Below are 12,867 nucleotides of genomic sequence, written 5' to 3' on the forward strand. Positions count from 1 at the left end.
CTGGATCGTCTTATTTTTTGTCGGATGTGTCCAGTGTCCTGTATCGGGAGCGGGGCTTAGTCTCTGAAGGTTCGATCCTTTCAACAATAAAGAAAAAGGTGCCGCATGATCCCCAGAACCCTGTTCAGTCCCGAGCACGAACTGTTCCGCGACAGCGTGCGTACGTTCCTCCAGAAAGAGGCCGTGCCGTTCCATGGACAGTGGGAGAAGCAAGGCTACATCGACCGCAATCTGTGGAACAAGGCGGGGGAGGCGGGGATGCTGTGCTCGCACCTGCCGGAGGCGTACGGCGGGCTGGGGGCGGACTTCCTCTACAGCGCGGTGGTGATCGAAGAGGTCGGCCGGCTGGGGCTGACCGGCATCGGCTTTTCGCTGCATTCGGACATCGTCGCGCCCTACATCCTGCATTACGGCAGTGAGGCGCTGAAGCACAAATACCTGCCGAAGCTGGTCACCGGCGAGATGGTCAGCGCCATCGCCATGACCGAGCCGGGGGCGGGCTCCGACCTGCAAGGGGTCAAGACCACCGCGGTGCTGGACGGCGACGAGTACGTGATCAACGGCTCGAAAACCTTCATCACCAACGGCTATCTCGCGGATCTGGTGATCGTCGTCGCCAAGACCGACCCGAAGGCCGGGGCCAAGGGCACCAGCCTGTTTCTGGTGGAGGCCGGCACGCCGGGCTTCGACAAGGGCAAGCGCCTGGAGAAGGTCGGCATGAAGGCCCAGGACACCTCCGAGCTGTTCTTCCAGGATGTGCGTGTGCCCAAGGAAAACCTGTTGGGGCAGGCGGGCGCCGGGTTCGCCTACCTGATGCAGGAGTTGCCGCAGGAGCGCCTGACGGTGGCCATCGGCGGGCTGGCGTCGGCCGAGGCGGCGCTGCAATGGACGCTGGACTACACCCGCGACCGCAAGGCGTTCGGCAAGTCGATCGCCGACTTCCAGAACACCCGCTTCAAGCTGGCCGAGATGGCCACCGAGATCCAGATCGGCCGGGTGTTCGTCGACCGCTGCCTGGAGCTGCACCTGCAGGGCAAGCTCGACGTGCCGACGGCGGCGATGGCCAAGTACTGGGGCACGGACCTGCAATGCAAGGTGCTCGACGAGTGCGTGCAACTGCATGGCGGCTACGGCTTCATGTGGGAGTACCCGGTGGCCCGGGCCTGGGCGGACGCGCGGGTGCAACGGATCTATGCCGGCACCAACGAGATCATGAAGGAGATCATTGCGCGCTCGCTTTGATGAGCGACAGATGCCTGTTCGCCGGCAGGCCGGTTCCCTGCGGGAGCCAGCCTGCCGGATGATCAAGGCGCCGGGTTCGGATGGTCCTTGTGGATCGCCTCGATCCCTTCCAGCACTTCGTCGGACAGCTGCAGGTCGAAGCTGGCGATGTTGCTGTCCAGTTGCTCCAGCGTCGTGGCGCCGATGATGTTGCTGGTGACGAACGGCTGCCGGTTCACGAAGGCCAGGGCCATCTGCGCCGGATCCAGCCCGTGCTCGCGGGCGAGGGCCACGTAACGGCTGCAGGCCGCTTCCGATTGCGGGTTGAAGTAGCGGCTGAAGCGGCTGTAGAGGCTCAGGCGGCCCTTCGGCGGGCGGGCGCCGCCTTCGTACTTGCCCGACAGGAAACCGAACGCCAGCGGCGAATAGGCCAGCAGGCCGCACTGTTCGCGGATGGCGATTTCCGCCAGGCCCACCTCGAAGCTGCGGTTGAGCAGGTTGTAGGGGTTCTGGATCGACACGGCGCGGGGCCAGCCCCGGGCTTCGGCCAGGGCCAGGAAGCGCATGGTGCCCCACGGCGTTTCGTTGGACAGGCCGATGTGGCGGATCTTGCCGGCGCGCACCTGTTCGTCGAGCGCCTCCAGGGTGTCTTCCAGCGGCGTGAGGTTGGCTTCGGTCTTGTGCTTGTAGCCGAGCTGGCCGAAGAAGTTGGTGCTGCGCTCCGGCCAGTGCAGCTGGTAGAGGTCGATGTAGTCGGTCTGTAGGCGTTCGAGGCTGGCGTTCACCGCCTCGGTGATGTGCCGGCGGTTGTGGCGCAGGTTCTTGTCGCGGATGTAGTCGATGGTGTTGCCGGGGCCGGCGATCTTGCTCGCCAGGATCCAGTCGGCGCGGTCGCCGCGAGTCTTGAAGTAATTGCCGATGTAGCGCTCGGTGGTGGCATAGGTGTCGGCCTTGGGCGGCACCGGGTACATCTCGGCGGTGTCGATGAAATTGATCCCCGCGCCCTTGGCCCGCTCGATCTGAGCGAAGGCCTCGGCTTCGGTGTTCTGCTCGCCCCAGGTCATGGTGCCGAGGCAGATTGCGCTCACGTTCAGGTCGGTGCGGCCTAGCTGGCGATAGTCCATCGGGTGCTCCTCGGGCAAAGGATCCATAAAAGCAGGTTGAATTTTTTTTCGCAATCTGGATAATTGCCGACCTCTTTCTGCAGTGGAAGTGATGCGCCGCCGCCGAAGAATCTTGCCGTTGAACGGACGCGCCGACCCGAGCCCCCGAAAGCGTCTGTATCCGGCTGCCTTTGACTTGTCAAAGTACGCACTATTCAGTAAGATCCGCCGTCTTATTTACGGGCGGCCCCTGAGGCTATAAAGAATGAAAACTTTTACTGCTAAACCGGAAACAGTAAAGCGCGACTGGTTTGTCGTCGACGCTGCTGGTCAGACCCTGGGTCGTCTGGCCACCGAAATCGCGAGCCGCCTGCGTGGCAAGCACAAGCCTGAGTACACTCCTCACGTTGACACCGGCGACTACATCGTCGTGATCAACGCCGAGCAGGTTCGTGTGACCGGCGCCAAAACCAGCGACAAAATGTACTACTCCCACTCCGGTTTCCCGGGCGGCATCAAGTCGATCAACTTTGAAAAGCTGATCGCCAAGGCCCCTGAGCGCGTGATCGAGACCGCGGTAAAAGGCATGCTGCCTAAGAACCCGCTGGGTCGCGACATGTACCGTAAGCTGAAAGTCTATGCGGGCGCTGCTCACCCTCATACTGCTCAGCAGCCCCAAGAACTGAAGATTTAACGGAATAGTTCATTATGTCGGCGACTCAAAACTACGGCACTGGCCGTCGCAAGACCGCAACCGCACGCGTTTTTCTGCGTCCGGGCACTGGTAACATCTCCATCAACAACCGTTCGCTGGACACCTTCTTCGGCCGCGAAACTGCCCGCATGGTAGTTCGTCAGCCGCTGGAGCTGACCGAAACCGTCGAGAAGTTCGACGTGTACGTCACCGTGATCGGCGGTGGTGTGAGTGGTCAAGCCGGCGCAATCCGCCACGGCATCACCCGCGCCCTGATGGACTACGACGAGTCTCTGCGCAGCGCCCTGCGTAAAGCCGGTTACGTCACTCGTGACGCCCGTGAAGTTGAACGTAAGAAAGTCGGTCTGCGTAAAGCGCGTAAGCGTCCGCAGTACTCGAAGCGTTAATTCCGCTTCCACGTTCAAAAAGAACGCCCGCTTCCTCATGGAACCGGGCGTTTTTTTATGCCTGCGATTTGTTGAAGAATTGCGCTGTGACAACTTGCCACATCCGTAGACCCCCTATACTACAAGGCTTGAGGGCCAGCCCTCCGGGTAATTACCTTGTCAGAATTGGGGGTTTTCATTACCATTCGGCAAAATTTTTATAAGTACATAGTTTTATTTAGTAGATGCCTGATTTAACAGGCCACAAAGCTGATGGGAGAGGACTGAATGAGCAATGACGGCGTGAATGCAGGCCGGCGTCGCTTCCTGGTTGCAGCCACATCTGTGGTGGGTGCTGCAGGGGCGGTGGGGGCTGCGGTCCCGTTCGTGGGGTCATGGTTTCCCAGTGCCAAGGCGAAAGCTGCCGGTGCACCGGTGAAAGTGAATGTCAGCAAGATCGAGCCAGGCCAGCAGATGATTGCTGAGTGGCGCGGCCAGCCGGTGTTCATTGTCCGCCGTACCGAGGAAATCCTGGGGAATCTCAAGAAGATCGAGGGCCAGCTCTCCGATCCGACCTCCAAAAACTCCACGCAACCCACTTATGTCGACCCGGAAGTGCGGTCGATCAAGCCGGAAATCCTGCTGCTGATCGGTATCTGCACGCACCTGGGTTGCTCCCCGACCTTCCGTCCCGAAGTGGCGCCCGCAGATCTGGGCAAAGACTGGGTAGGCGGCTATTTCTGCCCTTGCCACGGTTCCCACTACGATCTGGCTGGCCGCGTCTACAAGTCGCAACCTGCGCCTTTGAACCTGCCAGTGCCCCCGCATTCCTATGAGTCTGACGACGTCATCGTCATCGGCGTCGACAAGGAGAACGCGTGATGAGCAAGTTCATGGATTGGGTGGATGCGCGCTTCCCCGCCACCAAAATGTGGGAAGACCATCTCAGCAAGTATTACGCTCCGAAAAACTTCAACTTCTTCTACTTCTTCGGCTCCCTGGCGCTGCTCGTCCTGGTCAACCAGATCGTCACCGGCGTCTGGCTGACCATGAGCTACACCCCGTCGGCGGAAGAGGCGTTCGCTTCCGTCGAGTACATCATGCGCGACGTCGAGTACGGCTCGATCCTGCGCCTGCTCCACTCCACCGGCGCTTCGGCGTTCTTCATCGTGGTCTATCTGCACATGTTCCGTGGCCTGCTCTACGGTTCGTACCAGAAGCCGCGCGAGCTGGTGTGGGTGTTCGGCATGCTGATCTACCTGGCGCTGATGGCCGAAGCCTTCATGGGCTACCTGCTGCCATGGGGCCAGATGTCCTACTGGGGCGCCCAGGTGATCATCTCGCTGTTCGGTGCGATTCCGGTCATCGGCAACGACCTGACCCAGTGGATCCGCGGTGACTACCTGATCTCCGGCATCACCCTGAACCGCTTCTTCGCCCTGCACGTGGTGGCCCTGCCGATCGTCATCCTCGGTCTGGTGGTGCTGCACATCCTGGCGTTGCACGAAGTCGGTTCGAACAACCCGGACGGCGTGGACATCAAGAAGCACAAGGACGAGAACGGCGTACCGCTGGACGGCATCGCCTTCCACCCGTACTACACCGTGAAGGACATCGTCGGCGTCGTCGTGTTCCTGTTCATCTTCTGCTTCATCGTGTTCTTCTTCCCGGAAATGGGCGGCTACTTCCTCGAAAAACCGAACTTCGAGCAGGCAAACCCGTTCAAGACCCCTGAGCACATTGCCCCGGTCTGGTACTTCACGCCGTTCTACGCGATCCTGCGGGCGGTTCCCGACAAGCTCTTCGGCGTCATCGCCATGGGCGCGGCCATCGCGGTGCTGTTCGTCCTGCCGTGGCTCGACCGTAGCCCGGTCAAGTCGATGCGCTACAAAGGCTGGCTGAGCAAGATCTGGCTGGTGGTGTTCTGCATCGCCTTCGTGATCCTCGGCATCCTGGGGGTTCTGGCGCCGACGCCGGGCCGCACGCTGCTGTCGCAGGTCTGCACCTTCCTGTATTTCGCCTACTTCATTCTGATGCCGTTCTACACCAGGCTCGAGAAGACCAAACCGGTTCCGGAAAGGGTGACTGGCTGATGAAAAAGTTATTTGTTGCTCTGATTCTTGCTGCATTGCCTGTGCTGTCCTTCGCGGCCGAACACGGTGGCCCCGAGCTGGAAAAGGTCGATATCGACGTCTCCGACAAAGCGGCCCTTCAGGACGGCGCGCGCACCTTCGCCAACTACTGCATGGGTTGCCACAGCGCCAAGTTCCAGCGTTACGAGCGTGTGGCCGATGACCTGGGCATCCCTCACGAACTGATGCTGGAGAAGCTGGTGTTCACCGGCGCCAAGATCGGCGACCACATGAGCATCGGCATGCAGCCTGCCGACGCCAAGACCTGGTTCGGCGCAGCGCCGCCGGACCTGACCCTGGTGGCCCGGGTTCGCGGCACCGACTGGCTCTACGGTTACCTGAAGTCGTTCTACGAAGACCCGGCGCGCCCATGGGGTGTGAACAACAAGGTTTTCCCGAACGTCGGCATGCCTAACGTGCTGGTCGGCCTGCAAGGTCGCCAGGTCGTGGGTTGCAAACAGGTGCAGATCGTCGACGACGGCAAGAAGCAATACGACCCGTTGACCGGTACGCCGCTGACCCACGAGGCCTGCGACCAGCTGACCATCGTGCCGAAGACCGGCACGCTGAACGAAGAGCAGTTCGATGAGAAGGTGAAGAATCTGGTAACCTTCCTGGCTTACTCGGCTAACCCGGTCAAGCTGCAGCATCAGCGCATCGGTACCTACGTCTTGCTGTACCTGGCGTTCTTCTTTGTGTTCGCCTACCTGCTCAAGCGTGAATACTGGAAAGACGTGCACTGATAACGCTTCAAACCATTGCTGTCGATCGCGCGCGCCCAGGGGCGCCTCCGGTGACGCAAGGTCTGGTTGGCCAGGCTTTGCGGGAGGCGCCCTCTGGGCGCGCGTGCTTTTCCGGTTCCGATCAATTCAACAAGCGAGGAGGATCGCCATGGGCGTGACCAATCGGTTGGCCTGTTACTCCGACCCCGCCGACCACTATTCCCACCGAGTGCGCATCGTGCTTGCCGAGAAGGGTGTCAGCGCCGAAATCATTTACGTGGAGGCTGGCCGCCAGCCGCCTAAACTGATTGAGGTAAACCCGTACGGCAGCCTGCCCACCCTGGTCGACCGCGACCTGGCGCTGTGGGAGTCGACTGTGGTGATGGAGTACCTGGATGAGCGTTACCCGCACCCGCCGTTGATGCCGGTCTATCCGGTGGCGCGTGCCAACAGTCGTCTGCTGATGCACCGCATCCAGCGCGACTGGTGTGGTCAGGTGGATCTGATCCTGGATCCGCGCTCCAAGGAGGCGGCCCGTGTCGTGGCGCGCAAGGAGCTGCGCGAAAGCCTGACGGGCGTGTCGCCGCTGTTCGCCGACAAGCCGTTTTTCCTCAGTGAGGAACAAAGTCTGGTGGACTGCTGCCTACTGCCCATACTCTGGCGTTTGCCGGTCATGGGCATCGAACTGCCGCGGCCGGCCAAGCCGTTGCTTGATTACATGGAGCGCCAGTTTGCGCGTGAGGCTTTCCAGGCGAGTCTGTCTGGCGTCGAACGCGACATGCGCTAAGGCTTAAGGAGCCGCTATGAATTCCAGTCGACCTTATCTGGTCCGCGCGCTCTACGAGTGGATTGTGGACAACGACTGCACCCCGCACATGCTGGTCAATGCCGAATACCCCGCGGTGCAGGTGCCGCAGGGCTTCGCCAGCGACGGGCAGATCGTCCTGAACATTTCGCCCAATGCCGTTCGCCATCTGCACATGGACAACGACGTCGTGACCTTCGAAGGCCGCTTCGGTGGCGTCCCGCACAGCCTGTACGTGCCGATCGGCGCGATCCTCGGCATCTATGCACGGGAAAACGGCCAGGGCATGGTGTTCGACCTCGAGTCGCCGATGGACGACGAAGAGGACATCGAGCCGGATGACGACGTGCCGCCGCCGGACAGCGAACCGCCGCGCCCGAGCGGCCGGCCAAGCCTGAAAGTGGTGAAGTGACAAAAAAGGCGATCCAACCGGATCGCCTTTTTTGTGCCCCGCCGAAGCGGTGGCTTCGGGCTCTGGTGCCTGACGGCCGTCAGTCGATGTACTCGAACAGCTTCACGATCTTCTGCACGCCGGAAACGCCCTGAACCAGGTTGGTGGCCTGGGCGGCCTCCTGTTTGGTCAGCAGGCCCAGCAGGTAGACGATGCCGTTTTCGGTCACGACCTTGATGCGCGAGCCGGGGATGTTGGCGTCGGTGAGCATCTGGGTCTTGATCTTGGTGGTCAGCCAGGCGTCGTTCTGGCGGGCCAGCAGGGACGAGGGCTGCAGCACCTGCAGCTCGTTGTGCACGGTCTTCACGCGCTGCACGCCGGCGGCGGCCTGTTCGGCCTTGGCCTTGAGGTCGGCGCGCGGCGTCTGGCCGGCCAGCAGCACCACGCCGTTGAAGCTGGTGACGACGATGTGCGAATCCTTGTCCAGGCCGACGTCGGCCTTGGCCACATTGACGCCGACCTTGGTCTCGATCAGCGAGTCGTCGATCTTGCTGCCGAAGGTGCGGGTGCCGCGGTCGTCTTCGATGGGGGCTTCACGGCTGGCGTTCACCACCGAGGTGCAGCCGCTGATGCCGAGGCACAGGGTCAGGGCCAGAAGGCCGAGGCGATTAGGGGTCATTCTTCACTCCCGAACAGTTGGCTGTCGATCAGATCGCAAAGGCAATGGATCGCCAGCAAGTGGACTTCCTGAATACGTGCGGTGACGTTGGCCGGAACGCGGATCTCGACGTCTTCGGGCAGCAGCAGCGACGCCATGCCGCCGCCGTCGCGTCCGGTCAATGCTACGACAATCATTTCGCGGTCATGTGCGGCCTGGATCGCCTGAATGATGTTCGCCGAGTTGCCGCTGGTCGAAATCGCCAGCAGCACGTCGCCCGGTTGGCCCAGGGCGCGGATCTGCTTGGAGAACACCTCGTTGTAGCTGTAGTCGTTGGCGATCGAGGTGATGGTCGAGCTGTCGGTGGTCAGGGCGATGGCCGGCAGGCTCGGGCGCTCGCGCTCGAAGCGGTTGAGCAGTTCCGAGGAGAAGTGCTGGGCGTCGCCGGCCGAGCCGCCGTTGCCGCAAGACAGCATTTTGCCTTCGTTGAGCAGGGCGTTGACCATCACCTGGCTGGCTTGCTCGATGTGCGGTGCAAGTACGTCCATCGCCTGTTGCTTGGTGTCGATGCTGGCTTGAAAGAGCTGGCGAATTCGGGATTGCATGTCCATCTGTGTGACCTTAATTGGCGCGGCTGTCCGGCACGTGAATGTGCTGCCCGCAAAGCAAAGAGCAAAAAAGAGTTGGGTGACGGTGTCCGGGGCGCCGCCGGCGGTCAACTGTCGAAGGCATTCTGCAGCCAGTTCAGTTGATCGGGACGGTTGTCGATGGCCACCACGTCGAAGCGGCAGGGAGAATTGGCCCAGCGCGGTTCGCGCTGAAGAAAATACTGCGCGGCGAAAATCAGTTTTTGCCGTTTGCGCTCATCGACGCTGTCGAGTGCGCCGCCCCATTGGGTGTTCTTCCGGTAGCGGACTTCGACGAATACTACTGTATCGCCATCGAGCATGACCAGATCAAGCTCGCCGCGTTTGCAAAGCCAGTTCTGCGCCAGCAGGCGCAGGCCCTGGTGCTGCAGATGCTCGAGCGCCTGGCGCTCGGCATCCTTGCCGCTTTGCTGGCGCGACCTGTCGGGCATCAGCGCGGGGTGTCCGGCAGGCGCTGGACCTGGCCGCTGACGAACTCGGCCCATGGCAGCTGACGCACGACGCGCTGGCTCTGGGTCATGCCCAGGCTGCCCGACTGGCCTTCGATGCGGCTGTCCGGCATGGCCTTGAGCTGGCCCAGGCGCGGCGCCAGGCGGTAGGCGTCGACGCCCATCGCATACAGGCGGCCGAGGCTGCCGGCGGCCTGCGGCCACTGCGCGGTCACCTGCTTGCGCAGCGGGTCGTTGGCGTCAAGCAGCCATGGGGTTTCGCAGAAACGAACGCCGTTCATGTCGTTGTACTGGTTCACGTCGCCGCTGGCGCTGAACACGTGGGAGGTGGCGTAGACCGGCACGTCGCCGGCGTACTGGAAGTTCAGGGTCGGCTTGATCTGCTGGGCCTGCTGCGGGGTGGCGGCCAGGAAGATGAACTCGATGTCCTGGCGGCGCGACGGTTGCGCAGCGACGTTGGTGCCGGCGGCGTTCTGCAGGCTCTTGGCGCGGGCCTCGCTCTGGCGCAGCTGGAACATGTCGGCGATCTGCTGGGCCAGTTGCACCGGCTGGTCGACGCGTTCGGTGGCGACGATGCTGCCGCCGTTGGCTTGCCAGTCCTGGCTGAATGCGCGAAGGACGCGGTCGCCCCATTCGCCGCGCGGCACCATGATCGCTGCGCGGTGCAGGCCGTCGGCGCGGGCGCGGCGGGACACTTCGCGGGCTTCGTCTTCAGCGGCCAGGCCGAACTGGAACAGTTGCGCCGGGCCTTGGTCGCCTTCGCTGTAGTTCAGCGCCAGGGTGGTGATCGGCAGTTGCGGGCGGGTGCTCAGCTGTTTGACCAGCGGCTTCTCCAGCGGGCCGACGACCAGTTGCACGCCATCTGCCTGGGCCTTGCGGTAGAACTCGTCGAGGCTGGTCAGGCGCGAGCTGTCGTAGAACTCAATGGCAGGCGGCTTCTGGCCGGCCTGCTGGGCCTGGTAGTGGGCGGCCATGAAGCCGTCGCGCAGCGCTTTGCCCACCGAGGCCAGCGGGCCGTCCTGAGGCAGCAGCAGGGCGATCTTGCTCAGGGGCTGGCTGGCCAGTTCCTTGAGCTTGGTCAGCGGCAGCGGCAGGGTGATGGCGGCCGGGTGCTTGGGATGCTGCGAGCGCCAGGCGTCGATGGCGGCCTGTTGCTGCTCCAGGGTGCCGGCGGTCTTCACGGCCAGGGCCAGGCTCATCCAGCCGCCGAGGTCGTCGGTGGCGTTGGCCTGCAGTTGGTCGGTCGGCAGCGAGGCGATCAGCGTCCAGATCGCTTCGTGGTTCTTGGCGGCGGCTTCGCCTTCGAGCATCGGCGCGATGAAGATGCGCTCGCGGGCGGCGGCCAGGGTCTGGCCGTCGGCCTCCAGCGCGCGGGCGTGAACGGTGCCGGTGCGCACCTGCTGCGCCTCGGAGAGTTCGCCCAGGCGCTGCAGGCTCGGATGATTCAGGGCGGTCAGCGCGGCCTTCGGCTGGTTGCGGGTCATGGCCAGCTCCGCCGACAGGGTGGCGGCGAAGACCTGCTGGCCGGGCTTGAGCTGCTCCATCGGCACTTGCTGCAGGATCTGCGCGGACTGCCCGGCATTGCCTTGGCGATAGGCCAGGTCCGCGGCGCTCAGGCGCAGCAGGGCGGCCTTGTCCGGGGATTTGCTCTGGGCGGCCTGTTCGAGCAGTTGCTCGATGCTGGCGTCCGGAGTCCGTGGAAGTTCGCCAAGGCTGGAGGAAGGGGAGCTGGCGCAGGCCGCCAGCAAGGCAGCAAGGCAAAGGGCAGTGAGCAGCCGCAGACAAGCGATCATGTAAGTGTTCCTGAATACTCGATCAAATTAGCGTGGAATTGTACCCAAGCGCTGGCCGGGGCGCGATGTCGCCGGTACGAAACCGTTAATTTATCCGCAGCAAATGTTGCGGCGTCACGCCGGCCGGCGACGGGCCCCGTCGATCCAAAGCACGTCGCCCGTCGCCTGACGCGCTACAATGCCGGCTTTTACCGATCTTGAGGTGCGCGCTTTGACTGCTCCAGGTGCTTTGAATTCCGCTGCCGGCTCGCTTTATGTGGTGGCGACGCCCATCGGCAACCTGGACGACATCAGTGCCCGTGCGCTGAAGGTCCTGCGCGAGGTGGCGCTGATCGCCGCCGAGGACACCCGGCACTCCCAGCGGCTGATGCAGCACTTCGGCATCAATACGCCGCTGGCGGCCTGCCATGAGCACAACGAGCGGGACGAAGGCAGTCGCTTCATCACCCGTCTGCTGGCGGGCGACAACGTGGCGCTGATCTCGGATGCGGGCACGCCGCTGATCTCCGATCCGGGCTATCACCTGGTGCGCCAGGCCCGTGCGGCCGGGATCGATGTGGTGCCGGTGCCGGGCGCCTGTGCGTTGATCGCCGCGCTGTCGGCGGCGGGCCTGCCGTCCGACCGCTTCATCTTCGAAGGTTTCCTGCCGGCCAAGGCAGTGGGGCGCAAGGCGCGCCTGGAGGCCATCAAGGAAGAGCCCCGCACGTTGATCTTCTATGAGGCGCCGCACCGCATCCTCGAATGCCTGCAGGACATGGAAGCGGTGTTCGGCGCCGAACGTCCGGCGTTGCTGGCCCGCGAACTGACCAAGACCTTCGAGACGCTCAAGGGCTTGCCGCTGGCCGAGCTGCGCGCGTTCGTCGAGGCCGACAGCAACCAGCAGCGCGGCGAGTGCGTGGTGGTGGTCGCCGGCTGGACGGCGCCGGAGTCGGACGAGGCGGTCAGCGCCGAAGCCCTGCGCATCCTTGATCTGCTGCTCGAGGAAATGCCGCTCAAGCGTGCGGCGGCCCTGGCGGCGCAAATCACCGGCGAGCGCAAGAACGTGCTGTACCAGGTGGCGCTGGATCGGCAAAAGGGCGCGTAACCCGTCGCCCAGACGGCTCTGATGGCCATTAGCGCTTGTTCTTCGGGCGCTCTGCCGTTAACCTGCGCGGCGGAGAGTCGATCGGACAGTCGCTGCCCCCTATGAGAATTAGGGGGGGGAGGAAAGTCCGGGCTCCATAGGGCGAAGTGCCAGGTAACGCCTGGGAGGCGCGAGCCTACGGAAAGTGCCACAGAAAACAACCGCCTAAGCGCTTCGGCGCCGGTAAGGGTGAAAAGGTGCGGTAAGAGCGCACCGCACGACTGGCAACAGTTCGTGGCTAGGTAAACCCCACTTGGAGCAAGACCAAATAGGGTCCCAAGGCGTGGCCCGCGCTGGGACCGGGTAGGTTGCTAAAGGTGTCCAGTGATGGCCATCGTAGACGAATGACTGTTCAAGACAGAACCCGGCTTATAGATCGACTCTCCACCTTTTTTCTTTCCCTGCTTGAATTAAAGGCGACAGGGCTGTTTATTAGCAGCAGGCCTGCGCCGGAGATCCGGCAGCGGCCGATGCCGTAGTAGCCATTTCCCACCTTGCTTCAATCAACAGCAGAAGCGCTTTTGTAATACCGAAAAGATCTTACTCTTAACAAATCACTTTAACTTTCGAACGCAGCTTTCAGTGCTGCTTCAGGTTATTGGTCGCAGGTGTCCGCCGGATTCTCGTTGTGCCTCCTTTTATGCTCCTAAATCTCCGTTCTGTAAGGGTTTTCCTTTAATCCGCGCCTTGACGGTGTGGTGGGCGCATTCCTATAGTGTGCGCAAGTGGCGGAAAGTGGCATG

General features: G+C 62.6%; 14 protein-coding genes and 1 other RNA gene. 10 read left to right on the plus strand and 5 right to left on the minus strand.

All coding sequences use genetic code 11. The features are described from left to right. The first annotated feature begins 105 nt into the window (after window positions 1-105). Complete coding sequence (locus KVG96_RS02130) at window positions 106-1,242, plus strand: acyl-CoA dehydrogenase family protein (protein WP_217890645.1); 1,137 nt, start codon at window positions 106-108, stop codon at window positions 1,240-1,242. A gap of 62 nt (window positions 1,243-1,304) precedes the next feature. Here KVG96_RS02130 and KVG96_RS02135 read toward each other — a convergent pair whose 3' ends face one another. Continuing rightward, a complete protein-coding gene (locus tag KVG96_RS02135) occupies window positions 1,305-2,345 on the minus strand; it encodes an NADP(H)-dependent aldo-keto reductase (protein WP_217890646.1) in 1,041 nt (346 codons plus the stop codon). Window positions 2,346-2,589: 244 nt separating this feature from the next. On the opposite strand from KVG96_RS02135, the gene rplM reads away from it, so the two are divergent. From rplM to KVG96_RS02170, 7 genes are all read left to right on the plus strand, one after another. Beyond that, window positions 2,590-3,018 (plus strand): 50S ribosomal protein L13, encoded by a 429-nt coding sequence (gene rplM / locus KVG96_RS02140; protein ID WP_013789889.1) that lies wholly within the window; start codon window positions 2,590-2,592, stop codon window positions 3,016-3,018. A gap of 14 nt (window positions 3,019-3,032) precedes the next feature. Further along, on the plus strand, window positions 3,033-3,425 hold the full coding sequence (gene rpsI / locus KVG96_RS02145; protein ID WP_085584816.1) for a 30S ribosomal protein S9: 393 nt from the start codon (window positions 3,033-3,035) through the stop codon (window positions 3,423-3,425). Window positions 3,426-3,692: 267 nt separating this feature from the next. Further along, on the plus strand, window positions 3,693-4,286 hold the full coding sequence (petA, locus tag KVG96_RS02150) for a ubiquinol-cytochrome c reductase iron-sulfur subunit (protein ID WP_085584818.1): 594 nt from the start codon (window positions 3,693-3,695) through the stop codon (window positions 4,284-4,286). Then, window positions 4,286-5,497, plus strand: coding sequence for a cytochrome b (locus KVG96_RS02155; protein ID WP_085584820.1), 1,212 nt, complete (start codon window positions 4,286-4,288; stop codon window positions 5,495-5,497). The genes petA and KVG96_RS02155 overlap by 1 nt, the downstream gene beginning before the upstream one ends. Beyond that, window positions 5,497-6,279 (plus strand): cytochrome c1, encoded by a 783-nt coding sequence (locus KVG96_RS02160; RefSeq protein WP_085584822.1) that lies wholly within the window; start codon window positions 5,497-5,499, stop codon window positions 6,277-6,279. The genes KVG96_RS02155 and KVG96_RS02160 overlap by 1 nt, the downstream gene beginning before the upstream one ends. Window positions 6,280-6,427: 148 nt before the next feature. Then, window positions 6,428-7,045, plus strand: a complete 618-nt coding sequence (locus KVG96_RS02165) for a glutathione S-transferase N-terminal domain-containing protein (RefSeq protein WP_085584824.1) — start codon at window positions 6,428-6,430, stop codon at window positions 7,043-7,045. Between the two features lie 16 nt (window positions 7,046-7,061). Beyond that, entirely contained in the window at window positions 7,062-7,475 is a 414-nt protein-coding gene (locus tag KVG96_RS02170) for a ClpXP protease specificity-enhancing factor (protein WP_085584826.1), read from the plus strand. A gap of 79 nt (window positions 7,476-7,554) precedes the next feature. Here KVG96_RS02170 and KVG96_RS02175 read toward each other — a convergent pair whose 3' ends face one another. The 4 genes from KVG96_RS02175 to KVG96_RS02190 form a co-directional block, all read right to left on the minus strand. Then, a complete protein-coding gene (locus tag KVG96_RS02175) occupies window positions 7,555-8,133 on the minus strand; it encodes a BON domain-containing protein (RefSeq protein WP_217890647.1) in 579 nt (192 codons plus the stop codon). Continuing rightward, window positions 8,130-8,723 (minus strand): phosphoheptose isomerase, encoded by a 594-nt coding sequence (locus KVG96_RS02180; RefSeq protein WP_007928463.1) that lies wholly within the window; start codon window positions 8,721-8,723, stop codon window positions 8,130-8,132. The genes KVG96_RS02175 and KVG96_RS02180 overlap by 4 nt, the downstream gene beginning before the upstream one ends. Window positions 8,724-8,827: 104 nt before the next feature. Further along, window positions 8,828-9,190 carry a YraN family protein gene (locus KVG96_RS02185; protein WP_217890648.1) on the minus strand — a complete coding sequence of 121 codons (363 nt, stop codon included), beginning with the start codon at window positions 9,188-9,190 and terminating at the stop codon, window positions 8,828-8,830. Continuing rightward, the gene (locus KVG96_RS02190; RefSeq protein WP_217890649.1) at window positions 9,190-11,001 is read right to left on the minus strand and encodes a penicillin-binding protein activator; all 1,812 of its coding nucleotides are present in this window, start codon (window positions 10,999-11,001) and stop codon (window positions 9,190-9,192) included. The genes KVG96_RS02185 and KVG96_RS02190 overlap by 1 nt, the downstream gene beginning before the upstream one ends. A 178-nt stretch (window positions 11,002-11,179) precedes the next feature. Here KVG96_RS02190 and rsmI point away from each other — a divergent pair, with 178 nt between their 5' ends. Continuing rightward, the gene (rsmI, locus tag KVG96_RS02195; protein ID WP_217890650.1) at window positions 11,180-12,085 is read left to right on the plus strand and encodes a 16S rRNA (cytidine(1402)-2'-O)-methyltransferase; all 906 of its coding nucleotides are present in this window, start codon (window positions 11,180-11,182) and stop codon (window positions 12,083-12,085) included. A 73-nt stretch (window positions 12,086-12,158) separates the two neighbouring features. Continuing rightward, an RNA gene (gene rnpB, locus KVG96_RS02200) (RNase P RNA component class A) lies at window positions 12,159-12,512 on the plus strand. Window positions 12,513-12,867 lie beyond the last annotated feature (355 nt).

Origin of the sequence: Pseudomonas ekonensis (genome assembly GCF_019145435.1) — a bacterium.
GTDB lineage: Bacteria > Pseudomonadota > Gammaproteobacteria > Pseudomonadales > Pseudomonadaceae > Aquipseudomonas > Aquipseudomonas ekonensis.